A 20,689-nucleotide genomic window follows, 5' to 3' on the forward strand; every position below is an offset into this window, starting at 1 on the left:
CCGGTCAGCTCGCCTTGCGCGTGTCGGCAAAGTCCGTCGCGCACATGCTGGCCAGCAGTTCCTCACGCACGGCCCTTGCCCGTGCCAGCGGCAGGTTCTCGATAGCGAACTTCCCGCCGGCCAGCCCGCAGTGCAGCGTGGCATAGCCGCGCAGCCGGGCGATGGGTCCCTGTGCAATTTCGACCGATTGCAGCTTCACGCGATTTCCAACGACCAGCTTCGGCGCCAGCCAGCCGGTCCGCGTATAGACCTGCGCCGCATCGATCGCATGCCGCTCATACCGCCAGAGGAAGTACTCGCGCGCGGCGACCAGCACGCCGAAAAACAGTGGCAGTGCTGCAACCCGGCCTTTCACCGAAACGTCCGGCAGGAAATGCAGCGCCAGCCCGATGGCGATGGATATGGGCAGCGCGATCGCGATGGCGAGGATGGCTCCGTCGATCCGGCTTTCGCGGCTCGATCGGTGCCAGGACGTGTCTTCACCCGCCAAAGCAAATCCCGTCACATCGGCCACCGGCGCGATTTCCGGCATCCGCCCGAATGGCACGACATCGTGGCTGGCATTGCCCGAATCCTGGGCCAGGCTGACCAGTTTCAGCCCGTGCCAGCCGAACAGGCGGCGCACGATGCCGGTGGAAACGATAATCGCCTGCACGCGGTGGAGCGGCATCATCACGTCCGTCTTGGTCAGCAGGCCGCGGCGGCGGCGCAGGCCGCGCGGCGTGTCTTCCAGTTTGAAGTCCCAGTCGCGAAGGAATGTCTTGCCGATGCCCGCCGCCAGGCCGGTCAGGATCAGCGACACGGCCGCTGCCAGGAAACCGGCGAATTGCGCCATCGGGCCAAGCCCGCCGAGCCGCTCGCTGCCTTCGTTCACCCAGCCCATCCAGACGTCCGGATCCCACACATCGAAGGGCAGCAGGAATTCGAACTGCTGCGTCACACCGAACAAGACTGCGACAAAGGCGAGCGAGAATTCGAACACGCCAAAGGTCAGCAGGCGGCCCGGCCCCATGGCAAACAGCGTGCGGGCCTCTTCCTCTTCGGGCGCTTCGGCAGCTTCGCCATCGGCAGCAACGGGCACGCTGCCGGCGCCCGCCTTCATCGCGCGCACGGTGCTGCGGAGTTCCTCGCCCTCTGCTTCGGTCAGATAGGAAAGGCTGAGCTCCTCCTTGCCGCCCGCGCCGGTTTCGAATTTCACGGAAACGAGGCCGAAAAGGCGCGGCAGCAGAGCCTGTTCCAGGCTGACATCCTGGATCCGGTCATAGGGCACGGAGCGCGCCTGGCGGCTGACGATGCCGCTTTCCACCCGAATATCGTCGCGGCCCGTGGTGTAGGTCCGGCGGGTCCAGGCGAGCCATGAGAAGAAGAAGGAGAAACCGATGGCCAGCAGCGCCATCCCGGCAAATGCGTAAATCGCCCAGGACACGCCGCCCAGGTCGTCGCGCGTCACGAACCACAGCGCCGCCAGCGAAAACACCGCCGAGCGCAGGCCCTGCAGCGCGCCGATCACCAGCCCCAGCGGCTGCGTGCGCCGCGGCTGGCCGGTAAGGTCGGTCGCCTCGTTCAAAATTCTTCCTTGCCGATCGCGCGGCGGATCGTCTCGCGCATGTCGGTGGCATCGGCATGCTTCAGGCCGGGCAGGTGGACGCTGGCATTGTGCGACCCGGCGGTGTGGACCGTCAGCGTGGCAAGGTCGAACAGCCGCTCCAGCGGGCCCTGCTCCACATCGATATGCTGCACGCGGGCGAAGGGGACGACGGTGTCGGAATTGAACCAGATACCGCGCACCACGCGCAGCCGGTCCGCATCCAGCCGATACCCGCGCGCCTGGTAACGCCGCATGGGCAGGCGCAGCACCAGCATCAGCGCGATCAGGAACACCGGCGCGATGATGGCCCCGGTGGGCAGCAGGTCCGCAATCTCCAGCACCAGTGCGCCGATGATGAACGGCAGGCTGGTAAGCGCCGCCACGATGCGCAGCACGGTGGTGTAAGCCGGATCGAGCTGCGTCAGCTCGTCCCTGTCGATATCGGTTTGGGTCTCGGTCTTGGGCCCGGCCTGGGCCGCGCTCCCCTCTGTCTGGTCGTCCATAGGTGTGTTATAGAGGTGATGCACCGAAATGGGAAGGAATTTGCGGGCGCGGGTGGCTCCGCGCCTTTTTGTTTCATGAACCCGCATCCGCGGGTTCGTCCTCGGTGCTGTTCCCTCCGCTTCGCTGCGGGGCACCTGCGAGCGGGCGGTCGCCCTTGCGGTCCGCTGGTCGCGTTCCGGACTGGCACTACACCGCTGGCTTTATCGCCTAGTCCAAGTTCAAACTAACTGGGCTGGCTATAGTTCGGTCGATGAAATCGACCGCAAGCGCGACCGCGCGCCGGCCGGTTAGGCCGGAAGCCAAGCGGGCCGGACGGCCCGCGCCCGGCGCTTGAGGGATCAAGAAAACAGAAACCATTTTCACCTTTAAGGTGAAAATGGTGCCACGAGAGAGAATTGAACTCTCGGCCTCACCCTTACCAAGGGTGCGCTCTACCACTGAGCTACCGCGGCACGCGGGCAGGCCTGCGTCGGCCCGCCGATTACGGTGGCGCGCTATTGTCTCGCACCGCCGCCATGTCAAGCATAGCTTGAGCAATCCGCGCCATACCCGCTAGGTGTTTCCCATGACTGAAGATCAGGGCAAGGAAATGTCGCGCGAGGAGCGGCTGGCGGAAAAACTGCGCGAGAACCTGCGCCGCCGCAAGCAGCAATCGCGCCTCTTGAGCGATGGGCCTAGCGAGGCGCCCACGGCCGAATCGCCCGCTTCCGCGCTTTCCAAGCCCGCCGGTGACAGCTAACGCGCGAAAAACGCGCATTAACAGGGAACAGACATGTCGACCTTGATCCTCGTCCGCCACGGGCAGAGCCAGTGGAACCTCGAAAACCGTTTCACCGGCTGGTGGGATGTCGACCTGACGGAGAAGGGCGTGTCCGAAGCGACTGCCGCGGGCGAGCTGCTGAAGGAAAAGGACGTGCTGCCCACCAGCGCCTTTACCTCCCTGCAGACCCGCGCCATCCGCACCCTGCACCTGGCGCTGCATGCTGCCGATCGCCTGTGGGTCCCGGTGACCAAGGACTGGCACCTGAATGAGCGGCACTATGGCGGGCTGACCGGCCTCGACAAGCAGGAAACGCGCGACAAGCATGGCGACGAGCAGGTGCATATCTGGCGCCGCAGCTTCGACGTGCCGCCGCCGGAAATGGAACCGGGCCATGAATACGACATGCTCGGCGATCCGCGTTACGAAGGCATCGATATCCCCAGCACGGAAAGCCTGAAGCTGACCATCGAGCGCGTGCTGCCATTCTGGGAAAACGCCATCCTGCCGGTGCTGGAAGACGGCGAGACGGTGATCGTCTCCGCCCACGGCAATTCCCTGCGCGCGCTGGTGAAGCACCTGTCCGGCATCTCGGACGATGACATCACCGGGCTGGAAATTCCCACCGGCCAGCCGATCATCTACGAATTCGCAGCCGACGCCGATGGCGAATTGCAGCCCGGCGAGATGCGGTACCTCAAGGATATCTGAGAAGATGGCAGCACCAGTCGCAATCGTGATGGGCAGCCAGTCCGACTGGCCGACCATGCAATGCGCCGCACAGGCGCTGGACGAGTTGGGCGTGGCCTACGAGGCGCGCATTGTCTCCGCTCACCGCACGCCCGACCGCATGGTGGACTTCGCGCGCGGCGCGGAAGATGCCGGGCACAAGGTCATCATCGCCGGCGCGGGCGGCGCGGCGCACCTGCCGGGCATGATCAGCGCGCTCACCCACCTCCCCGTCTTGGGCGTGCCGGTGCAGTCCAAGGCGCTGAGCGGGCAGGACAGCCTGCTTTCCATCGTGCAGATGCCCGCCGGCGTCCCCACCGCCACCTTTGCCATCGGCGAGGCGGGCGCGACCAATGCGGGCCTTTACGCGGCAGCCATCCTCGCCCTGTCCGACCCCGCGCTCTCGCAGCGGCTGAAGGACTGGCGCGATGCCCGGCGCGACGCTGTGGCAGAGCGGCCGGAATAGGGCGATGATCGCGCCCGGCAGCACGATCGGCATCCTTGGCGGCGGGCAGCTCGGCCGCATGCTGGCGGTTTCCGCCGCTCAGCTGGGCTATCGCTGCCATGTCTTCGCCCCCGAAAAGGTCAGCGTGGCGGCAGAGGTGAGCGCGGAATTCACCAGCGCCAAGTGGACCGACCAGGCCGCCATGGCCCGCTTCGGCGAGGCCTGCGACGTGGTGACTTACGAGTTCGAGAACGTGCCCGTTGCCCCGCTCGCCGCGATCCCGGCGGAGAAGCTGCATCCCCCCACCCGCGCACTGGAAGCGGCGCAGGACCGGCTGGCGGAAAAGAACTTCGTCACGGATCTGGGCGGATCGCCCGCGCCCTTTGCCAAGGTGGACTCGGACGAGGACCTGGCCAGCGCCATCGAACGCATCGGCACGCCCGGCATCCTCAAGACGCGGCGCGATGGCTATGACGGCAAGGGCCAGTGGCGCATCATGGACCGGCGCGAGGCGGAAGGCATGCGCCTGCCCGGCGATTCGCTGGTCTATGAAGGCTTCGTGCGCTTCACTTGCGAATTCAGCGTCATCCTGGTGCGCGGCCGCGATGGCGAGGTGCGCTTCTGGGACAGCGCGCATAACACGCATGAGAACGGCATCCTGGCCCATTCCTCCCTGCCCGCGCCCGCCATCGTGGGCGAACAGGTAGAAGCAGCCCGCAAACTGGCCCGCGATGCGGCCGATGCGCTTGGCTATGTCGGCGTGCTGACCTGCGAATTCTTTGCCACGGAGGCCGGACCGGTCTTCAACGAGATGGCCCCGCGCGTGCACAATTCCGGCCACTGGACGATCGAGGGTGCGGCCACCAGCCAGTTCGAGAACCATATCCGCGCCATCTGCGGCCTGCCGCTGGGCGATACCGCCACAACCGCGCGCAAGGTGGACATGGCCAACATCATCGGCGCCGCCGCTGGCGACTGGCAGCACTGGCTGGAGCAGGGAGATGCCCACCTGCACCTTTATGGCAAGGGCGAGGCGCGCGAAGGCCGCAAGATGGGGCACGTGACCCTCCTGGAGCGCTGAGATGGCGCGCGAAGTGGTGCTGGTGGTGGCCAAGGCCGCCAATGACGTGATTGGCCGCGACGGCGACCTGCCCTGGCACATCCCGGCAGACCTGAAACGCTTCAAGGCGCTGACCACGGGCACGCCCATGATCATGGGCCGCCGCACCTTCGAAAGCCTGCCCGGCATATTGCCCGGCCGCCGCCACATCGTGATGACACGGGCCAAGGGCTGGAAGGCTGACGGCGTGCAGGTGGCCGCCAACGCCGCCGAGGCGCTGGAGCTGGCCGGATCGGGAAGCATCTCCGTGATCGGCGGGGGCGAGATCTATCGCCGCTTCCTGTCCATGGCGAAACGCATCGAGATGACCGAGGTCCATGCCGAGGTGGAAGGCGACACGACCTTCCCGGCGCTGGACCCTGAGGCATGGAAGTGCGTGCGGCGCGAGGAGTTCGACCCGGCGGGCGACCTGCCCGGGTATTCCTTCGTCACGCTGGAGCCGCGCGGATGAAGCGCATCTTCCGCATCGGCTTGCTGGCGGTGCTGCTGCTGGCGGCGATCGGCTTCTTCGGCTTCGCCCCCGGGATTGCCGAGCGCAGCATGAACGTGATCGACGGCGGGGAATTGCTGGAGGTTTCGGACGAGGCGCGCGAACTGCATGCCAGCCTGACCATCGTGGACCTGCATGGCGACACGCTGCTGTGGGACCGCGACCTGCTGGATGATGGCGCGCGCGGGCACATGGATTTGCCGCGTCTCATGCGGGGAAATGTCGCGCTGCAAATCTTCTCCAGCGTCACCAAGATGCCGCGCGGGCAGAATTACGAGAGTAACAGCGCGGACACGGACAACATCACTCCGCTGGTGATCGGCCAGTTGCAGCCGGTGCGGACCTGGGGCTCGCTGCTGGAACGCTCGCTGTTCCATGCGGAGAAGCTGGACCGGGCGGTTGCCGCTGATGAGTGGGGCGTATTGCGCACGATCCGAAGTCATGAGGATATATCGACGCTGGTCGATCACCGCTCAAATAGCGAGAGCTGGCTCCGCGCTCCATACGGAGTAAAGGGCGCTGCCCATCCGCCCATCGGCGCTATGTTCAGCGTGGAAGGCCTGCATAATCTCGAAGGCGATCTCGCCAATCTGCAGGTGCTGTACGATGCGGGCATGCGCATGGCGGGGCTGGTGCATTTCTTCGATAACGAGCTGGCTGGGTCCATGCACGGCGTCGAGAAAGGTGGTCTGACCCCGATGGGCCGCGACGCCATCCGTCAAATGGAGCGCATGGGAATTATAGTGGACATCGCGCATTGCAGCCGCGCCTGCGTGGCCGATGTGCTGGCCATGGCGAAGCGCCCGGTCGTCTCCAGCCATGGCGGCGTGCAGGCAGCCTGCGAGGAGAACCGCAACCTCACCGATGACGAAATCCGCGGTGTTGCGGTAACGGCCGGCGTCATCGGAATTGGATACTGGCCCGGCGCGGTGTGCGATACCTCGCCGCGCGCCATCGCCAAGGCGATGCGCCACGTGCGCGACCTGGTCGGCATCGAATACGTCGCGCTGGGCAGCGATTTCGACGGGGCGGTGACGGTGCGCTTCGACACAAGCCAGCTGGTGCAGGTGACGCAGGCGCTGCTGGACGAAGGCTTCAGCCACGAGGAAATCCGGCTGGCCATGGGCGGCAATGCCCTGCGGGTGATACAGCGCGGGATCATTCCGCTGGATCCCCCCATGCCGCCGCTCCCCGCGCCGGAGCGCAGCTCATGATCCGCCTCACTCACCGCGACCCGATGCCGGAGGCGCTGCACGGCGCCATCATCGCGCTCGGCAATTTCGACGGCTTCCACACCGGCCACCAGCATGTCGCGCGCGAGGCCATCGACTGGGCGCGCGCCGAGGGCCGCCCCGCCGTCATCGCCACCTTCGATCCCCATCCCGTGCGCCATTTTGCGCCGCATGTGCCGCCCTTCCGCCTCTCCACGCTGGACCAGCGCGAGGAATGGTTCGCCGCTGCCGGCGCGGACGGCATGCTGGTGTTCACTTTCGACGATGCGCTGGCGGGCATGACCGCGCAGGATTTCATCGGCCTTCTGCTGGGCGACCATATGCGCGCGGCGGGCGTCGTGACGGGGGAGGACTTCACCTTCGGCAAGGGCCGCGGCGGGAATGTGGACGTGCTGCGCGATGTCGGGGCGGCGCATGGCATTGCTGCGCGCGCCATCTCTCCGGTGGCTGACGAAGGCATGACCATATCCAGCAGCCGCATCCGCGATGCGCTGAAGGCGGGCGATTGCGGGCGCGCGGCCGAACTCCTCACCCGCCCCTTCGCAATCCGCGGGCCGGTGATCCATGGCGACAAGGTGGGCCGCACCATCGGCTATCCCACCGCGAACATGGAACTGGGCAGCTATCTGCGCCCGCGCTTCGGCATTTACGCCGTCACCGCCCGCGTGCTGGACAGCGGCGAGGAGCTGATCGGTGCGGCCAATGTCGGCATCCGCCCCACATTCGATCCGCCCAAGGAATTGCTGGAGCCCTATTTCTTCGACTTTTCCGGCGACCTCTACGGACGCGAGATCGAGGTGCGGCTGGAGCATTTCCTGCGCCCCGAAGCGAAGTTCGACAGCATGGATGCGCTGACGGCGCAGATGGCGCAGGATTGCGAGGAGGCGAGGAAGCTTCTAAGCGCGCCCTCGCAATGAGCGACGAACCCGAACAGCAGCGCGATTACCGCCCCACCGTCTTCCTGCCGAAGACCGGCTTCCCCATGAAGGCCGGCCTGCCGCAGAAGGAGCCCGGAATCCTGGCGCGCTGGGAGGAGGAAGACCTCTACGGCCAGCTGCGCGAGGCGCGCAGCGGTCGCGAGAAATTCATCCTGCATGACGGCCCGCCTTACGCCAATGGCAACATCCACATCGGTCATGCGCTGAACAAGGTGCTGAAGGATGCGGTGGTCCGCACGCAGAGCCTGCTTGGCAAGGATGCGCCTTACGTGCCCGGCTGGGATTGCCACGGCCTCCCCATCGAATGGAAGGTGGAGGAGAAATACCGCAAGAAGAAGCGCAACAAGGACGAGGTCCCCGCGGCCGAATTCCGCGCCGAATGCCGCGAATATGCCGCCGAATGGGTGGGCGTCCAGCGCGAGCAGTTCAAGCGGCTGGGCATCTCCGGCGCATGGGACCGGCCCTATCTGACCATGGCCCCCGACGCCGAAGCGGGCATCGTCGCCGAACTCCTCAAATTCGCCGAGACCGGCCAGCTCTATCGCGGCGCGAAGCCGGTGATGTGGTCGCCCGTGGAGAAGACCGCGCTCGCCGAGGCCGAGGTCGAGTACGAGGACATCACCTCGACGCAGATCGACGTGGCGTTCGAGATCACGGAGTGCCCGAATGTGCCCAAATTGGTCGGCGCACACGCGGTGATTTGGACGACCACGCCGTGGACGATCCCGGTGAACCAGGCGTTGGCCTATGGGCCGGATGTTGACTATGCGCTCGTGGAATGGGGCGGGACCAATCGAAATTTCTTGGTCGCCAAACCGCTTGTCGAAGCTTTCATCGAGCGCTTCCACGCGGCGAATCCTAGTGAACATCTGGAGCATTTCGGGAAGACCTTTAAAGGCTCCGACCTCGCCGGAACCATCGCCCGCCACCCGATGCACCACCTCGGCGGGTTCTTTGCCGAGCCGCGTCCGCTGCTGCCGGGTGATTTCGTCACCACGGACAGCGGCACGGGCCTTGTCCATATGGCGCCGGACCATGGCGAGGACGATTTCGAGCTGTGCAAGGCGCATGGGCTGAACCCGAAATTCGTGGTCGATGCCGATGGCCGCTACAAGGAAGACTGGTTGTGGCTGCCCCGCACCGACGAGCGTTCGGGCAGCGTCATCAACCCGAAATTCAACGCGCCGGACGGGCCGATCTGCTCCGACCTGCGCGAGGCGGGCGCGCTGCTGAGCTCATCGGCGGATTACCAGCACTCCTACCCGCATAGCTGGCGGTCCAAGGCCAAGGTCATCTATCGCTGCACGCCGCAATGGTTCGTGCCGATGGACCAGGAAACGTCCGTCGTCCCAGCGGAAGCTGGGACCTCTCTCAATGGGAACGCCAGCCCGGACGAGATCCCAGCTTCCGCTGGGATGACGCTGAGGCAGAAGGCCATGCAGGCCATCGACGCCACCCGCTTCGTGCCGGCCAAGGGCAAGAACCGCATCGATTCCATGGTGGAAGGCCGCCCGGACTGGGTGCTCAGCCGCCAGCGTGCCTGGGGCGTGCCGATCACCCTGTTCGTGGACCGGGCGAGCGGCGAATACCTCGTCGATGAAGCCGTCAACGCCCGCATCGTCGAGGCGGTAAAGGCCGAGGGCGTGAACGCCTGGCGCGAGGAGAATGCCGCGCATTTCCTGGGCGAAACCCGCAACCCCGACGATTACGAAATGGTCGCCGACATCCTCGATGTCTGGTTCGACAGCGGTTCCACCCACGCCTTCGTGCTGGAGTCGGACAACTGGCCCGAGCTTTCCAGCCCCGCGGACCTATACCTGGAAGGCAGCGACCAGCATCGCGGCTGGTTCCAGTCATCGCTGCTGGAAAGCTGCGCCACCCGCGGCCGCGCGCCGTACAAGGCGGTGCTGACCCACGGCTTCACCATGGCGGCTGACGGGCGCAAGATGTCCAAGTCGCTCGGCAATACGGTCGATCCGCTGAAAGTGATGGGCGAATACGGCGCGGACATCATCCGCCTGTGGGCGCTCAGTGTCGATTACACCGAGGACCACCGCATCGGCCCGGAAATCCTGAAGGGCGTGGGCGACCAGTACCGCCGCCTGCGCAACACCTTCCGCTACATGCTGGGCGCGCTGGAAGGCTACACGGGCAATCTGGAAGATGCCGGCGCCGTGCCGGAGCTGGAAGTCTATGTCCTCGCCTTGCTGGCCGATCTTGACGGGCGGCTGCGCAAGGCGGTCGAGGATTACGACTTCAACACCTATGTCCGCGCGCTGACCGAGTTCTGCAACGAGGACCTCAGCGCCTTCTTCTTCGATATCCGCAAGGACAGCCTCTATTGCGATGCGCCGGAGGATGACCGCCGCCGCGCCTATCGCGCCGTGCTGGACCTGCTGTTCCACGCGCTGGTCCGCTACGCTGCGCCGGTGCTGGTCTTTACCGCCGAGGAAGTTTGGCAGAGCCGCTACCCAGACGGCGGCAGTGTCCACCTGCTGGAATGGCCGATGGTGCCGGGCGTGACAGCAGACGGCGCGCGCTGGAAGGCCCTGCGCGAACTTCGCGAAGACGTGTTCGAAGCCATCGAGCCGCTGCGGCGCGAGAAGGTAATCCGCTCCGGCCTCGAAGCCGAAGTCTCCGTCCCCGCCAGCGCCGTGCCCGAAGGCTTCAGCGACGAGGACCTCGCTGAGCTGTTCATCACCGGCACCGTCACGCGGCATGATGGCGAGGGCATCACGGTGACCAAGTCCGACGATGCGAAATGCGGGCGCTGCTGGCGCCTGCTGCCCGAGGTGGAAGAGGACGGCGCGCTATGCAATCGCTGCGAGCGCGTGGTGGACGGATGGGATGCCGCCCACGCGCAAGGCGGGGAGGCATGAGCATGGTGATCGACCGGCGCAACACCACCATCGGCCTCGCCATCGCGGGCGTCATCTTCCTGGCCGACCAGGCGACGAAGTGGCTGGTGGACGTGCATCTGGGCATGCTGCGCGGCGAGACGATCGACCTGCTGCCCTTCTTCGATTTCACGCGCACGCACAATTACGGCATTTCGCTGGGCATGCTGACCGCCGAAAGCCAGGAAATGCGCTGGTTTCTGGTGATCGCCACATCGCTGATCGCCGCGATCGTGCTGTTCTGGATGCTGCGCGAGAAGCTGCTGGGCGATGTCGTGGCGCTTTCGCTGGTGCTGGGCGGCGCGCTGGGCAATATCCTCGACCGGGTCCGCTTCGGCTATGTCCTCGACTTTGCCGACTTCCACATCGGGGAGTTTCGCCCCTTCCTGATCTTCAACGTGGCCGATGCGGCAATTACCATCGGAGTCGTGATATTGCTTGCCCGCGCGCTGTTCATGGGCGAGAAACCCGGCGACACGCAGAGCGAGACCGCCTGATAAACGCGTTTTTCCCTGGGCGGCATCGCCGCCACATGCCAAGCGAACAAGACCTTCGCGGAGAGATTTGAATGACCAAGATTGCCCGATCCACCCTGCTGCTGGCCACTGCCGGCATGGCGCTTTCCGCTTGCCAGGGCGGCGGTGTGCTGGGCCGCGACCGGCCTGACGAATTCGCCGTGCAGCGCCAGGCGCCGCTGGTGGTCCCGCCCGATTACGATCTCGAGCCCCCGCAGCCCGGTGCTCCGCGCCCGGCCGAAGGCACCGCCTCGCAGCAGGCGCTGGACGCCCTGTTCGGCGGCCCGCAGGCCCGCAGCGCGATCGAAAGCGACGCGCTGGCCCGCGCAGGCAGCGCCGATGCAGGCATCCGTTCCAATGTCGGCGATCCGGACACCTTCACGGTGGACAAGGGCGAGTCGACCACCGCCATCATCGCCGCCCCCGAAGGTGACGGCCAGGCGGCAAAGGCCGGTATCGTCGGGTAATCAACCTGGCGTGGCCGACAGGCTCCGCTAGCTCACCCCGCTCACCAGCAGCTTGTCGATGCGGCGGCCGTCCATGTCGACGACTTCGAATCGGTAGGCCTGTTCCTCGAACCACTCGCCCTCCTCGGGCAGTTTCTTGAGGTAGAACAGGACGAAGCCTGCCGCCGTGGCGAACTCGCGGGCTTCGGGCAATTCGATGCCCAGCCGGTCCGCCAGGTCGTCCGCACCCATCGCGCCGGATATCAACAGGCTGCCGTCGGCGCGTTCCACGACCATGGGCTCGTCGCCCTCGTCCGCATGGCTGGCGAAGCTGCCGGCGATGGCGGAAAGCAGGTCCGCGCTGGTCACGATACCGTCCAGATGGCCGTATTCGTCATGCACCATGGCGATCCCCGCGCCGGAGCTTTGCAGGATGCGCAAGGCGTCCATGGCGTCCAGCTGGTCCGGCACGACTTCGGTCTTGGTGACCATGGCGGGCAGGTCCAGCGGCTTGCCATCCAGAAGCTCGGCCAGCACTTCGCGCACCTTCACCACGCCCAGCATCTTGTCCGCCGTGCCTTGCCCCACCGGGATCAGCGAATGCGGCGATTCGGAGATGAGCGCGCGGAACTCCTCCGCCGTGGCCGAGGCGTCGATCCAGTCGAGCTCCGTCCTGGGCGTCATCAGCTCGCGCACCGGGCGGGTGTTGAGGCGCATCACGCCTGACAGGATGGCGCGCTCCTCCTCCTCGATCGCGCCGCTGCGGGTGGCATCGGCAAAGATCATCTGCAGTTCCTGCGCGGTCAGCCCGTGCTCGCCCTTGTGGCGGATGCCCAGCAGCCGCATCAGCAGGCTGGAGGATTTGTCCAGCACCCAGACGAAAGGCGCGGCGATGCGGGCCAGCATGGCCATCGGCCGCGCCATGGCCAGCGCGATGGGCAGCGCCGCGCGCAGGGCCACCTGCTTTGGCACGAGCTCCCCGATCACCAGGCTGAGATAGGTCGTCAGCACGATGACCGAGACGAAGCCCGCCGTCTCCGCCGTATCTGCCGGCAGGCCCATGGCCTCCAGCCGCTCGCCCACAGGTCCGCCCAGCGTGGCCCCGGAATAGGCACCGGCGATGATGCCGATCAGCGTGATGCCGATCTGCACGGTGGACAGGAACTTGCCGGGATCCTGCGCCAGCGACAGAGCGGTGCGCGCTGCTCCACTGCCCTTTTCCGCCTCCATGCGCAGCTGCGCCTGCCGGGCGGACACGATGGCCAGCTCCGACATGGCAAACACGCCGTTGATCAGGATGAGCGCAACGAGCACGGAGAAATCGAACCAGGGGAAGGGTGTCATTTGAGTTTCGCGCTAGCAGGTTTTGCGCGCTTGTCGAATGACAGGCCTGCGCTTTTTGCGTGGAACGGGAGGGGCCATGATGCGTTGTGGGCTGGTTAAGGGTTCAACCATGGAAGGGGGACTGCCCCATGAATATCAAGAAACTGCTTGTGTCTTCGACCGCTGCACTGGCGCTGATGGGTACATCGGCCTGTGTCACAGACCCCAATACGGGCGAGAAGAAGGTGTCGCGCACCGCCATCGGCGGCGTCGGCGGCGCAGCTCTCGGCTACCTGCTGGGCGGCGTGATCGGCGGCAAGACGGCCCGCATCGTGGGCGCAGCTGCCGGCGGCGCAATCGGCGGCTATGTCGGCTACCGGATGGACGAACAGATCCGCGAAATCGACGAGGCGACCGAAGGCTCCGGCATCGATGTGAGCCAGACCCCCGATGGCGAGGCCATCCTGGTCAACCTGCCGGACCTCACCTTCGCCACCGACAGCACCGAAATCAGCCCCGGCCTGCGCGCCGGCCTGGATGAAGTCGCTGCCAGCCTGGTGAAATATCCCAACAGCCTGATCGACGTGATGGGCCACACCGATTCGGTCGGCCGCGAAGATTACAACCTCGGCCTGTCGAAGCGCCGCGCCGAAGCGGTTGCCAGCTACCTGGAAATGCGCGGCGTTGCCCGCAGCCGGGTGCAGACCATCGGTTATGGCGAGCAGTATCCGATCGCCAGCAACGACACGGCAGATGGCCGCGCGCAGAACCGCCGCGTGGAAATCAAGATCACCCCGCTGACGCAGGCGGAAATCGACGCTGCGATGTAATCGCAGCGCATCGCGTGAACACGGTAAGGGGCGGCCTCGCGAGGGGTCGCCCTTTCCTTTTGCGCTCAGCCCTTGGGGGCCAGGGCCGCGGCGCGCCCGGCCAGGTGCGCCACCGCCTCGCCATGGATGGCGGGCGCGCTGACCAGCAGGCCGAAGGCGCGCGGGTCGCGCTTGTTATACGCCAGCGGCTTGCCGAAGGCGTCGGTCGCCGCAGCGCCAGCCTCGCGCGCGATCAGCGCCGCTGCCGCAACGTCCCATTCGAACCCCCAGCGCAGGGTGGCCACCAGATCCGCCTCGTCATTGGCGACCATGGCGATGCGCAGGGCAATGGAATTGGGCTGGCTAACCTTGGTGAGGATCTGGTCCTCTTTCGGCAAATCATGCGCGGGAACACGCGCTCCGGCGAGCGTCTTGCGCGTGGAGGCGACCAGCCGCTCCCCATTGCGCCACGCGCCGCGCCCCGCGGTGGCGGACCAGACTTCCTGCCGCGCCGGGGCCACCAGCGTGCCGATCAGCGGGCGTCCGCCGCTCACCAGCGCCACGCTGACGGCCCAGCCGGGCCTGCCGCGGATGAAGTCGCGCGTCCCGTCGATCGGGTCGACCAGCCACGCGAGCCCCTTGCCCAGCCGCGCAGGGTCGTCCGCCGTCTCCTCGCTCAGCCAACCGGCGGCGGGCAGCAGGGCGCCAAGCTCACGCTTCAGGAACCGGTCCACGGCAAGGTCTGCCTCGCACACGGGCGATCCGGGAGACTTCTCCCAGCTTTCCAATGCATCGCCCGAACCGCTCGGGTTCCCGGGCCACAGCGCCAGCGCCATGTGCCCGGCCTCCCGGCAGATCTGTTCGAGGCGAAGGGAATCTATCACGGATCGTGAACTGGATGGCGGAAGGTAGCATTGCAAGGGGTGCGCCATCCCCCTATGCCCGCCGCCACGTGCAATATCCCTATTGAGAGGCTGCGGAAGCTCCATGAATATCCACGAATACCAGGCCAAGGAACTGCTCGCGAAATACGGCATCGGCATCCCGGCCGGTCACGCCGCCACCACGGTGGAAGAGGCTGTAGAAGCCGCCGGCAAGCTGCCCGGGCCGCTTTATGTCGTGAAAGCGCAGATCCACGCCGGTGGCCGCGGCAAGGGCAAGTTCGCGGAACTTGGGCCCGATGCCAAAGGCGGCGTGCGCCTGGCCCACAGCGTCGACGACGTGCGCAGCGACGCCGGCGAGATGCTCGGCAACACGCTGGTGACCATCCAGACCGGTGACGAGGGCAAGCAGGTCAATCGCCTCTATGTGACGGACGGCGTGGACATCGAGAGCGAATATTACCTCGCCATGCTGGTGGACCGCGCGAGCGGGCAGGTGGCCATGGTCGCCAGCACCGAAGGCGGCATGGATATCGAGGACGTGGCCCACAACACGCCAGAGAAGATCACCACCATCACCATCGATCCCGCACAGGGTTTCATGCCGCACCATGGCCGCGCCGTGGCCTTTGCGCTGGAACTGGACGGGGCGCTGAACAAGGCCTGCCAGAAGCTGGCCAAGCAGCTTTACACCGCGTTCATGGACCTCGATTGCGAGATGCTGGAGATCAACCCGCTGGTCGAGACCAAGGACGGCCAGCTGCTGGTGCTCGACACGAAGATGAGCTTCGATGGCAATGCGCTCTATCGCCATCCCGATGTGGAAGCGCTGCGCGACGAGACCGAAGAAGACCCGGCCGAGGTGGAAGCCAGCGAATACGACCTCGCTTACATCAAGCTGGACGGCAATATCGGCTGCATGGTGAACGGCGCGGGCCTGGCCATGGCAACGATGGACATCATCAAGCTGAACGGCGCCTTCCCCGCCAACTTCCTCGATGTCGGCGGCGGCGCCACGACGGAGAAGGTGACGGCCGCCTTCAAGATCATCCTGAAGGACCCGGCTGTCGAAGGCATCTTGGTCAACATCTTCGGCGGCATCATGAAGTGCGACATCATCGCGCAGGGCATCGTGGAAGCCGCCAAGGAAGTGAACCTGTCCGTGCCGCTCGTCGTGCGCCTGGAAGGCACCAACGTCCAGAAGGGCAAGGACATCCTGGCAAATTCCGGCCTGCCCATCGTGGCTGCGGACGATCTGGGCGATGCCGCGAAGAAGATCGTGGCGGAAGTGAAGCAGGCCGCCTGACGCAGCCTTTCTTCCTCTTCTGAGGGTTCGAAACAGAGCCGTGCGTAGCCGATACGCGCGGCTCTTTTCATTGGGGCGGCAGGTTCAGCCGGAGCCCTCGCCCCCGCTGCCCCACCAGAATGCACCGCCCAGCATGGCGATGGCGCTGATTAGCAGGGCGACGATCATCAGCGCGCCGTCGCGCACCAGCACGGCCAGGCCGAACATCGCGATGGCCAGCATCGGGCCGCTGCTGGCGAAGGGCAGCACTTCCAGGAAGGGGACGGTGCAGCACAGCAGGATGACCACGCCCGCCGCGATCCGGCTGAAGGGCGCATGAGTCAGGCGTTCCAGCCGCCCATGGAAATGCTTGTCCATGAACTTTGCCAGCGGGCGCAATTTCCCCACCGCCTTGTCCATCTTCTCGGCGGAGACTTCGCGCCGCTTCAGGAAGCCCGGGATCCAGAGGTGGCTCATGCCCAGCATCTTCTGCGCGGCAACCAGGGCGATGATCGCCGCAAGCGTTGTCGGCACGCCGGGAATGGCGCCGACGGGGGTGAGCTCCAGCAGGGCAGGGACCATGATGGCAGGGCCGAAGGTACGCGCGCCGAAAGTATGGGCGATATCGCCCACGCTCACCGGCTTGCCGTCGGAGGCCTGCTCGGAAAGGTTATCGAGGATGTCGCCTACGGAATGCGGCGTATCGGCCATGGGTCTCTCCCCCGCCTGATCGAACGGTCGGCGGGGTGGGCAGTTCCGCTCAGTCGGCCCCTACTCCGGACGCTGCCCCTCCCAGCGGGTAGAAGCGGAACACCAGCTCGCTCGTACTGCCATCCTTCTGCCTCATGCGCACGGCGACCAGCAGGCCGGATTCCGGGCCCGCATCGGCATCGAGGCAGCGATAGGTCAGCCCGTTGAAGAAGGCCGCGCAATGCTCCACCGCCACCAGCGGGAAGCGCACCATGCCCTCCTTGTCCTCCCAGCCCACCAGCTGGTCGTCGAAATGCTTGAGCTTCACCACCAGGCTGCCGTCCGTCTCGGCGATATACATGTGCTCGGTGAACATGACGCCGCCCTCGCCATCCTGCTGCACGAAGCTGCCGACCATCAGCGGGCCGGTTGCAGGCAGCCAGCTTTCGGAAGCGGGCGCACCGCCGATCCCCTCGCCCTGCCACTGGCCCTGCAGCCAGGCGACATCGGCCAGGGTGGCGGCCGGAGGCGCCTCGCCCTCGCCCAGAACGCGGGTTTCCTGTGCAGCGGCCGGCGCTGCCAGCGCGGCGCAGGCCAGCGCGATCCCTGCGGCCAGATGGCGAATAGTCATGGCAAATATCCCTCCTGCTGATGGAATGTAACGCTTCTGGCGCTGGAGAGCCATATTGCTTGACCCGCGCGCCGGGGAACGCGAGAGCCAGCGCAGCATTGGCCAAGGGGGAGAGGTTTCCCGATACGTCGCGCCGACGCGTTCCTTAAGGTACGCTGCTTGACGTATAGGGAAGGCATCCTCTAAAAGCCGCGCAAGATTCGAGAATACGGAAAGGTACGCCCCATGAAGATCCTCGTCCCCGTAAAGCGGGTGATCGATTACAACGTGAAGCCGCGCGTGAAGGCGGACGGTTCCGGTGTCGATCTTGCCAACGTCAAGATGAGCATGAACCCCTTCGACGAAATCGCGGTGGAAGAGGCGCTGCGCGTGAAGGAAGCCGGCAAGGCTGAAGAAGTCATCGCGGTCTCTGTCGGCCCGGCCAAGGCGCAGGAAACGCTGCGCACCGCGCTGGCCATGGGCGCAGACCGCGCGATCCTGGTGGAAACGGACGATCAGGTGGAACCGCTCGCCGTTGCGAAGATCCTGAAGGCCATCGTGGACGAAGAAACGCCCGGCCTGGTGATCCTGGGCAAGCAGGCGATCGACGACGATTCGAACCAGACGGGCCAGATGCTCGCCGCGCTGCTCGACCGGCCGCAGGGCACGTTCGCCAGCAAGGTGGAAATCGACGGGGACCACGTCAGCGTGACGCGCGAAGTCGATGGCGGCCTGGAGACGGTGAAGCTGGCCATGCCGGCTGTCGTCACCACGGACCTTCGCCTGAACGAGCCGCGCTATGCTTCGCTGCCCAACATCATGAAGGCCAAGAAGAAGCCGCTCGATACCAAATCGCCCGCCGATTACGGCGTGGACACCGCCCCGCGTATCAAGACCACCAATGTTGCCGAGCCGCCCGTGCGCCAGGCCGGTGAAAAGGTCGCCGATGTGGATGCGCTGGTTGCCAAGCTCAAAGCCCTGGGGGTTGCGTAATGAAGACGCTCGTACTCGTAGAACACGACAACAACTCTGTCGGCGATGCCACGCTGGCGACTGTCACTGCCGCGTCAAAGCTGGGTGAAGTCCACCTGCTGGTCGCCGGTTCCGGCTGCCGCAGCGTGGCGGAAGAAGCCGCGAAAATTGCCGGCGTTGGCAAGGTCCATCTGGCCGATGACGCCGCTTACCAACACCAGCTGGCCGAAAACGTCGCGCCGCTGATCGTGGACCTGATGGGCCACCATGACGCATTCCTTGCGCCCTCTACCACGACCGGCAAGAACATCGCCCCGCGCGTCGCCGCGAAGCTGGACGTGATGCAGCTGTCCGACATCATCAGTGCGGAAGGGGGCAAGACCTTCACCCGCCCGATCTATGCCGGTAATGCGATCGCCACCGTGGAAGCGACGGACGACAAGCTCGTCATCACGGTGCGCACCACCGCTTTCGACAAGGCCGCGCCGGAAGGCGGCAGCGCCGCGATCGAAGACGTCAGCGGCCCCGGCGATTCCGGCATGTCGACCTTCGTGAACCTGGAAGCGGCAAAGTCCGACCGTCCGGAACTGACCAGCGCGGGCACCATCGTGTCCGGCGGCCGGGCGCTGAAGGATGCCGCCACGTTCGAACAGTACATCATGCCGCTGACCGACAAGCTGGGCGCTGCCGTGGGCGCATCGCGCGCTGCAGTCGATGCCGGCTACATCAGCAACGATCACCAGGTCGGCCAGACCGGCAAGATCGTGGCACCGGAGCTTTATGTGGCCGTCGGCATCTCCGGCGCCATCCAGCACCTTGCGGGCATGAAGGATTCCAAGGTCATCGTCGCCATCAACAAGGACGAGGATGCGCCTATCTTCCAGGTCGCCGATATCGGCCTGGTCGCGGACCTGTTCACGGCCGTTCCGGAGTTGACCGAAAAGCTTTGATGATGCTGTAATGCGCGCATGGCATTGAAAACCAAGCTCGCTTTACCTCTCGTCCTCTCGTTTTCGCTGATCGCAGCGCCGGTTTCGGCGTCTGCGACTTCGGCCGCCGACGACGTCCTGCCGGATGATGCATGGCGGGTCTTCACGCCCACCACGCCGTGGCAAGTGTCAACGGACGGCGAAAGCTGCGCGATGGTCCGCGGCTTCAAAAGCGGTCCGCGCAGGGGCCAGGCGGAGATCCGGCGGTACAGTCCGGACGAAGTCTTCGAACTTTCCGTGTTCGTGTCCGAGGCGGACCTTGAAAGGAACAAGCTTTCTTTCCGCTTCTCGCCGGAAACGGAATGGCACTCGGGCCTTCCGATGTTTGCGCGCTCGGCCCAGTACGGCGGCTTCATAACAAACGCGCATTTCGACTTGCCTCTGGAAGAGCGGGACGAAGAACCGGACGACCAGCCCGCTCCGGGTGACGAGGATTACGAGCGCGTTCCGGTCGACCCGTACAAACGGGCTGCCATGGAGAAAAAGGCGACCGGCATCTGGGTGCGGACCGGCCTGGGCGAACCGGTCCTGCTCAAGACGGGCACGATGCTTGGCCCGATGATGCAACTTCGCGACTGCACCGATGCCTTGCTGGAATCCTGGGGTTATGACGCGGCCAGCTATCACGCGCAAAAGCGCCATACGGCCATGCGCGACGGCTATAAATGGATCCCCTATGTCCAACAGCATTACCCCGGCCAGGCATTGCGCAGTGGAAACAATGGCCTGATCCGGGTGCGCCTGGCGATTGATACCGAAGGCCGGGTTACGGACTGTCACCCGCAGTCAAATCTCTCAGGCAAGGAATTCTACGATGCTGCTTGCGGCGTGCTGAAGCGACAGGGCCGCTTCTATCCGGCCCACGATGCGTCCGGTACGCCGGTGGCGAGCTTCTATTCGCTCGCGATCTCGTACCAGCTGAACTAGCTGCGAGCTGGTGGCGCGCGGCGCATGAGGCGTATCTCCTCGCCATCCGCGAAGCTGGTATCGCGCAGCAGGCCGAAGCCCAGCTTGTCCGCCAGCTTCAGCGACGGCGTGTTGGCCGGCGCAACCATGCACATGACTTCCTGCCCATACTCGCGGTCGAACCAGGCCAGGATCGCGCGCATGGCTTCTTCGGCATAGCCCTTGCCCGTGCTGGCGTGGCGCAGGATCCAGCCGGCCTCGGCACGGTCGTCGAAATCCTCGCCCATGCCGCGGATCGAGTGGAAGATGCCGCAATTGCCCAGCAGCGATCCGTCCCCGCCCCGTTCGCGCACCATCAGCCCGCCATAGCCGTAAAGCGCCCAGCTGCCGGCATTGCGGCAAAAGCGCATGAAATGATCGTCCAGCGTCACCGAATTGCCGAAGTGCAGCCCCGTTTCCGGTTCACTGATGATGGCGAACATGGGGCGCATGTCCGCCTGCGTCGGCCGCCAGAGCTCCAGCCGGTCGGTCGTCAGGAACGGGCCGGTCGTCATCGGCGC

General features: G+C 65.6%; 22 protein-coding genes and 1 tRNA gene. 15 read left to right on the top strand and 8 right to left on the bottom strand.

Annotation, left to right across the window (positions count from 1 at the left end; genetic code table 11):
- Positions 1-4: 4 nt before the first annotated feature.
- The 3 genes from A6F65_RS01665 to A6F65_RS01675 all read right to left on the bottom strand — a co-directional run bounded on the left by A6F65_RS01665 (position 5) and on the right by A6F65_RS01675 (position 2,544).
- Positions 5-1,567 (bottom strand): PH domain-containing protein, encoded by a 1,563-nt coding sequence (locus A6F65_RS01665; protein WP_237164846.1) that lies wholly within the window; start codon positions 1,565-1,567, stop codon positions 5-7.
- Complete coding sequence (locus A6F65_RS01670) at positions 1,564-2,091, bottom strand: PH domain-containing protein (RefSeq protein ID WP_083989144.1); 528 nt, start codon at positions 2,089-2,091, stop codon at positions 1,564-1,566. Before A6F65_RS01670 ends, A6F65_RS01665 begins: the two co-directional genes overlap by 4 nt.
- A 378-nt stretch (positions 2,092-2,469) precedes the next feature.
- Positions 2,470-2,544, bottom strand: a tRNA-Thr gene (locus A6F65_RS01675).
- Between the two features lie 113 nt (positions 2,545-2,657).
- Between A6F65_RS01675 and A6F65_RS13005 the strand changes: the two genes are divergently transcribed.
- The 10 genes from A6F65_RS13005 (at position 2,658) to A6F65_RS01720 (ending at position 11,685) form a co-directional block, all read left to right on the top strand.
- Positions 2,658-2,831: a hypothetical protein gene (locus tag A6F65_RS13005; RefSeq protein WP_169816989.1), complete on the top strand. Its 174-nt coding sequence runs from the start codon at positions 2,658-2,660 to the stop codon at positions 2,829-2,831.
- 33 nt (positions 2,832-2,864) lie between these two features.
- Positions 2,865-3,563 (top strand): 2,3-diphosphoglycerate-dependent phosphoglycerate mutase, encoded by a 699-nt coding sequence (gpmA, locus tag A6F65_RS01680; RefSeq protein WP_067785205.1) that lies wholly within the window; start codon positions 2,865-2,867, stop codon positions 3,561-3,563.
- Positions 3,564-3,567: 4 nt separating this feature from the next.
- On the top strand, positions 3,568-4,047 hold the full coding sequence (gene purE, locus A6F65_RS01685; RefSeq protein ID WP_157093015.1) for a 5-(carboxyamino)imidazole ribonucleotide mutase: 480 nt from the start codon (positions 3,568-3,570) through the stop codon (positions 4,045-4,047).
- A 4-nt stretch (positions 4,048-4,051) separates the two neighbouring features.
- Positions 4,052-5,107 (top strand): 5-(carboxyamino)imidazole ribonucleotide synthase, encoded by a 1,056-nt coding sequence (locus tag A6F65_RS01690; protein WP_067789721.1) that lies wholly within the window; start codon positions 4,052-4,054, stop codon positions 5,105-5,107.
- A gap of 1 nt (position 5,108) precedes the next feature.
- Positions 5,109-5,597, top strand: coding sequence for a dihydrofolate reductase (locus A6F65_RS01695; protein ID WP_067785208.1), 489 nt, complete (start codon positions 5,109-5,111; stop codon positions 5,595-5,597).
- Positions 5,594-6,850 (top strand): dipeptidase, encoded by a 1,257-nt coding sequence (locus A6F65_RS01700; protein ID WP_067785211.1) that lies wholly within the window; start codon positions 5,594-5,596, stop codon positions 6,848-6,850. Before A6F65_RS01695 ends, A6F65_RS01700 begins: the two co-directional genes overlap by 4 nt.
- Positions 6,847-7,785: a bifunctional riboflavin kinase/FAD synthetase gene (locus tag A6F65_RS01705; protein WP_205631894.1), complete on the top strand. Its 939-nt coding sequence runs from the start codon at positions 6,847-6,849 to the stop codon at positions 7,783-7,785. The genes A6F65_RS01700 and A6F65_RS01705 overlap by 4 nt, the downstream gene beginning before the upstream one ends.
- The gene (ileS, locus tag A6F65_RS01710; RefSeq protein ID WP_067785214.1) at positions 7,782-10,685 is read left to right on the top strand and encodes an isoleucine--tRNA ligase; all 2,904 of its coding nucleotides are present in this window, start codon (positions 7,782-7,784) and stop codon (positions 10,683-10,685) included. Before A6F65_RS01705 ends, ileS begins: the two co-directional genes overlap by 4 nt.
- A complete protein-coding gene (gene lspA / locus A6F65_RS01715; RefSeq protein ID WP_067785217.1) occupies positions 10,682-11,200 on the top strand; it encodes a signal peptidase II in 519 nt (172 codons plus the stop codon). The genes ileS and lspA overlap by 4 nt, the downstream gene beginning before the upstream one ends.
- A gap of 71 nt (positions 11,201-11,271) precedes the next feature.
- Entirely contained in the window at positions 11,272-11,685 is a 414-nt protein-coding gene (locus A6F65_RS01720) for a DUF3035 domain-containing protein (protein WP_067785220.1), read from the top strand.
- Between the two features lie 27 nt (positions 11,686-11,712).
- Here the strand turns inward: A6F65_RS01720 and A6F65_RS01725 are convergent, their stop codons facing one another.
- On the bottom strand, positions 11,713-13,008 hold the full coding sequence (locus tag A6F65_RS01725) for a hemolysin family protein (RefSeq protein ID WP_067785223.1): 1,296 nt from the start codon (positions 13,006-13,008) through the stop codon (positions 11,713-11,715).
- 128 nt (positions 13,009-13,136) lie between these two features.
- Here A6F65_RS01725 and A6F65_RS01730 point away from each other — a divergent pair, with 128 nt between their 5' ends.
- Positions 13,137-13,817, top strand: a complete 681-nt coding sequence (locus tag A6F65_RS01730; protein WP_067785226.1) for a YiaD family glycine zipper/OmpA-like lipoprotein — start codon at positions 13,137-13,139, stop codon at positions 13,815-13,817.
- Positions 13,818-13,882: 65 nt separating this feature from the next.
- On the opposite strand, the gene A6F65_RS01735 is transcribed toward A6F65_RS01730, so the two are convergent.
- Positions 13,883-14,680, bottom strand: a complete 798-nt coding sequence (locus A6F65_RS01735) for a 3'(2'),5'-bisphosphate nucleotidase CysQ (protein WP_067785229.1) — start codon at positions 14,678-14,680, stop codon at positions 13,883-13,885.
- A 103-nt stretch (positions 14,681-14,783) separates the two neighbouring features.
- On the opposite strand from A6F65_RS01735, the gene sucC reads away from it, so the two are divergent.
- Complete coding sequence (gene sucC, locus A6F65_RS01740) at positions 14,784-15,983, top strand: ADP-forming succinate--CoA ligase subunit beta (RefSeq protein WP_067785232.1); 1,200 nt, start codon at positions 14,784-14,786, stop codon at positions 15,981-15,983.
- A gap of 84 nt (positions 15,984-16,067) precedes the next feature.
- Here the strand turns inward: sucC and A6F65_RS01745 are convergent, their stop codons facing one another.
- Together A6F65_RS01745 and A6F65_RS01750 are read right to left on the bottom strand one after the other, a co-directional pair.
- Positions 16,068-16,673: an exopolysaccharide biosynthesis protein gene (locus tag A6F65_RS01745; protein WP_067785236.1), complete on the bottom strand. Its 606-nt coding sequence runs from the start codon at positions 16,671-16,673 to the stop codon at positions 16,068-16,070.
- A gap of 49 nt (positions 16,674-16,722) precedes the next feature.
- Positions 16,723-17,283 carry a DUF6265 family protein gene (locus A6F65_RS01750; protein WP_067785239.1) on the bottom strand — a complete coding sequence of 187 codons (561 nt, stop codon included), beginning with the start codon at positions 17,281-17,283 and terminating at the stop codon, positions 16,723-16,725.
- 225 nt (positions 17,284-17,508) lie between these two features.
- Between A6F65_RS01750 and A6F65_RS01755 the strand changes: the two genes are divergently transcribed.
- The 3 genes from A6F65_RS01755 to A6F65_RS01765 are packed head-to-tail and all read left to right on the top strand — an operon-like array spanning position 17,509 to position 20,150.
- The gene (locus A6F65_RS01755) at positions 17,509-18,255 is read left to right on the top strand and encodes an electron transfer flavoprotein subunit beta/FixA family protein (RefSeq protein ID WP_067785242.1); all 747 of its coding nucleotides are present in this window, start codon (positions 17,509-17,511) and stop codon (positions 18,253-18,255) included.
- The gene (locus A6F65_RS01760; RefSeq protein ID WP_067785245.1) at positions 18,255-19,184 is read left to right on the top strand and encodes an electron transfer flavoprotein subunit alpha/FixB family protein; all 930 of its coding nucleotides are present in this window, start codon (positions 18,255-18,257) and stop codon (positions 19,182-19,184) included. The genes A6F65_RS01755 and A6F65_RS01760 overlap by 1 nt, the downstream gene beginning before the upstream one ends.
- Before the next feature lie 18 nt (positions 19,185-19,202).
- Complete coding sequence (locus tag A6F65_RS01765) at positions 19,203-20,150, top strand: energy transducer TonB (protein WP_067785248.1); 948 nt, start codon at positions 19,203-19,205, stop codon at positions 20,148-20,150.
- Here A6F65_RS01765 and A6F65_RS01770 read toward each other — a convergent pair.
- Positions 20,147-20,683 carry a GNAT family N-acetyltransferase gene (locus tag A6F65_RS01770; protein ID WP_067785251.1) on the bottom strand — a complete coding sequence of 179 codons (537 nt, stop codon included), beginning with the start codon at positions 20,681-20,683 and terminating at the stop codon, positions 20,147-20,149. The two genes, A6F65_RS01765 and A6F65_RS01770, sit on opposite strands and share 4 nt — an antisense overlap.
- Positions 20,684-20,689: the final 6 nt, after the last annotated feature.

Origin of the sequence: Paraurantiacibacter namhicola, from assembly GCF_001687545.1 — a bacterium.
GTDB lineage: Bacteria > Pseudomonadota > Alphaproteobacteria > Sphingomonadales > Sphingomonadaceae > Paraurantiacibacter > Paraurantiacibacter namhicola.

Bases quoted from the DNA above. Each gene is read 5' to 3' on its own strand.
- A6F65_RS01670 (WP_083989144.1), bottom strand. From the start codon at position 2,091: ATGGACGACCAGACAGAGGGGAGCGCGGCCCAGGCCGGGCCCAAGACC.
- A6F65_RS13005 (WP_169816989.1), top strand. From the start codon at position 2,658: ATGACTGAAGATCAGGGCAAGGAAATGTCGCGCGAGGAGCGGCTGGCG.
- gpmA (WP_067785205.1), top strand. From the start codon at position 2,865: ATGTCGACCTTGATCCTCGTCCGCCACGGGCAGAGCCAGTGGAACCTC.
- purE (WP_157093015.1), top strand. From the start codon at position 3,568: ATGGCAGCACCAGTCGCAATCGTGATGGGCAGCCAGTCCGACTGGCCG.
- A6F65_RS01690 (WP_067789721.1), top strand. From the start codon at position 4,052: ATGATCGCGCCCGGCAGCACGATCGGCATCCTTGGCGGCGGGCAGCTC.
- A6F65_RS01695 (WP_067785208.1), top strand. From the start codon at position 5,109: ATGGCGCGCGAAGTGGTGCTGGTGGTGGCCAAGGCCGCCAATGACGTG.
- A6F65_RS01700 (WP_067785211.1), top strand. From the start codon at position 5,594: ATGAAGCGCATCTTCCGCATCGGCTTGCTGGCGGTGCTGCTGCTGGCG.
- A6F65_RS01705 (WP_205631894.1), top strand. From the start codon at position 6,847: ATGATCCGCCTCACTCACCGCGACCCGATGCCGGAGGCGCTGCACGGC.
- ileS (WP_067785214.1), top strand. From the start codon at position 7,782: ATGAGCGACGAACCCGAACAGCAGCGCGATTACCGCCCCACCGTCTTC.
- lspA (WP_067785217.1), top strand. From the start codon at position 10,682: ATGAGCATGGTGATCGACCGGCGCAACACCACCATCGGCCTCGCCATC.
- A6F65_RS01720 (WP_067785220.1), top strand. From the start codon at position 11,272: ATGACCAAGATTGCCCGATCCACCCTGCTGCTGGCCACTGCCGGCATG.
- A6F65_RS01725 (WP_067785223.1), bottom strand. From the start codon at position 13,008: ATGACACCCTTCCCCTGGTTCGATTTCTCCGTGCTCGTTGCGCTCATC.
- A6F65_RS01730 (WP_067785226.1), top strand. From the start codon at position 13,137: ATGAATATCAAGAAACTGCTTGTGTCTTCGACCGCTGCACTGGCGCTG.
- sucC (WP_067785232.1), top strand. From the start codon at position 14,784: ATGAATATCCACGAATACCAGGCCAAGGAACTGCTCGCGAAATACGGC.
- A6F65_RS01745 (WP_067785236.1), bottom strand. From the start codon at position 16,673: ATGGCCGATACGCCGCATTCCGTAGGCGACATCCTCGATAACCTTTCC.
- A6F65_RS01750 (WP_067785239.1), bottom strand. From the start codon at position 17,283: ATGACTATTCGCCATCTGGCCGCAGGGATCGCGCTGGCCTGCGCCGCG.
- A6F65_RS01755 (WP_067785242.1), top strand. From the start codon at position 17,509: ATGAAGATCCTCGTCCCCGTAAAGCGGGTGATCGATTACAACGTGAAG.
- A6F65_RS01760 (WP_067785245.1), top strand. From the start codon at position 18,255: ATGAAGACGCTCGTACTCGTAGAACACGACAACAACTCTGTCGGCGAT.
- A6F65_RS01765 (WP_067785248.1), top strand. From the start codon at position 19,203: ATGGCATTGAAAACCAAGCTCGCTTTACCTCTCGTCCTCTCGTTTTCG.
- A6F65_RS01770 (WP_067785251.1), bottom strand. From the start codon at position 20,683: ATGACGACCGGCCCGTTCCTGACGACCGACCGGCTGGAGCTCTGGCGG.